This window comes from Cobetia sp. QF-1 (assembly GCF_002213105.1).
Lineage (GTDB): Bacteria > Pseudomonadota > Gammaproteobacteria > Pseudomonadales > Halomonadaceae > Cobetia > Cobetia crustatorum.
The window spans coordinates 1-1,517 of record NZ_NBVS01000024.1 but is presented as its reverse complement, the minus strand read 5'-3'; the positions used below and the strand labels follow the sequence as shown (position 1 = coordinate 1,517).

Genomic DNA, 1,517 nt, shown 5'->3' with positions numbered 1-1,517 from the left:
TTGACCGCCAAGAAGCTCGCCGAAGCAGCTCGGCAGCACTGGCATATTGAGGCCAAGCTCCACTGGTCTTTGGATGTGGCGCTTCGTGAAGATGCCTGCAAAATCCATCGCGGACAGGCGGCGGAAAACCTCGCCAGGGTCCGGCATATTGCGCTGAATTACCTGAAAGGAGAGAAATCTTTCAAAGGCGGAATTCGGCGGAAACAGAAGAAAGCGGCACTGGTTGAGACATATCTTGCTGACATTCTCGCGGTCTGAAAGCTTTCATGCGTTTTCCCTGTCACTGGTGTCGATGACTTGGGTCTGAGTGCCTGCAAGATCAAGATTGAGAATAGCCATTGATATAATCCCCTTGCCTACTTTTTATGATATTCCACGCTCCCGAACACCTTGCGAGCATTCACTATGGAGGAGCGGAACAATCCCTGAAAATTCGTGTTTTTTACGTTTAATTCTTTTTTATCGTCCGCGCTTTATTGCTCTTACTTTCGAAGGCTAATCCCTAGGATGTGAAAGTTCAACAAAATTGCGCAAGAATCTGGTTTTTTTGTGCAGCTCGTACGCAATTTTGCATGAATTTTGTAAGCCTTTTGCCATGGTGGGGCTCATTCAGCACACCCTCCTATAAGGACTAGAAAAGTAGAATTAAACATTTTTTAACGATTTCCGTGGGGTACATGTCTTACCATCCTATTCTCCTGTTGGAATCAACATAGGATTTGGGCTTAGATTGATTTTAAGTTGTTGATACCTTAGGGTTTCTTATCAAGTGTAATTATATATCGCGAGATATTTAACGAAGTTTTTACATAAGATCACTGATCTAACTACATGGTGTCGATCTTTCGATGAATGTCCTTGAAGTGAAGGTTCCAGGTTTTGCACGAAAAGTCATTTTTTCTAATGTGACCCATGCACATCCAGCATAGGTGCGGTATGGCAGGATGTTTCGAAATCTCTGATAGCCAATGGCAGTTCATCCAAGACATTGTGTCACCGGCTCAAGCGATGAGCAGTTCCGGGAAAAGCGACAGATAGATGCTAATTAGCGTCTTTTGGGTTCTCTACTTTGGTGCCAAGTGGCGCGATCTTTCCGAGCGTTATGACCCTTGGAGTACTGCCTACGCTAGGTTCCGACAGTGGTGTGATGACGGCACCTTTGAGGCGGTCTTGTGGTGCCTTCAACTACGGCTTCGGCTTCGCGAAGATGGCCTGATCGACCTGGAGACTTGGATGATCGACTCAGCGGCAGTTCGTGCAACACGTGCCTCCGCTGATGGAGGCAAAAAGAGGAGAACCTGAAGAACCCTTAGCTCATGCGTTGGGCCGGAGCCGTGGCGGCATCACAACCAAAATACATTTGATCTGTGATCGCGTTGGCTGGTCCATTGCCTTCACGCTTGCGGCGGGGCGATGTCTGTCAAGCTTGTTGGAACCTGTAATCAGGCGGCTTCTAATCGCTGATCCTGTTGAACCAGCGGGTCTTCCTGGTCGGGGTTCAGCCAGACTGTCCGGCG

At 48.0% G+C, this 1,517-nt stretch carries 1 protein-coding gene and 1 pseudogene; both read left to right on the top strand.

Annotated features, from left to right (window positions below; translation table 11 throughout):
* Nucleotides 1–258, top strand: a 258-nt coding sequence (locus tag CFN46_RS17345; RefSeq protein WP_141103689.1) for an ISAs1 family transposase, incomplete at its 5' end; no start/stop codon positions are given.
* A gap of 678 nt (nucleotides 259–936) precedes the next feature.
* Nucleotides 937–1,372: pseudogene (locus tag CFN46_RS17800) on the top strand (IS5 family transposase); the annotation flags it as partial.
* Between the last annotated feature and the right edge of the window lie 145 nt (nucleotides 1,373–1,517).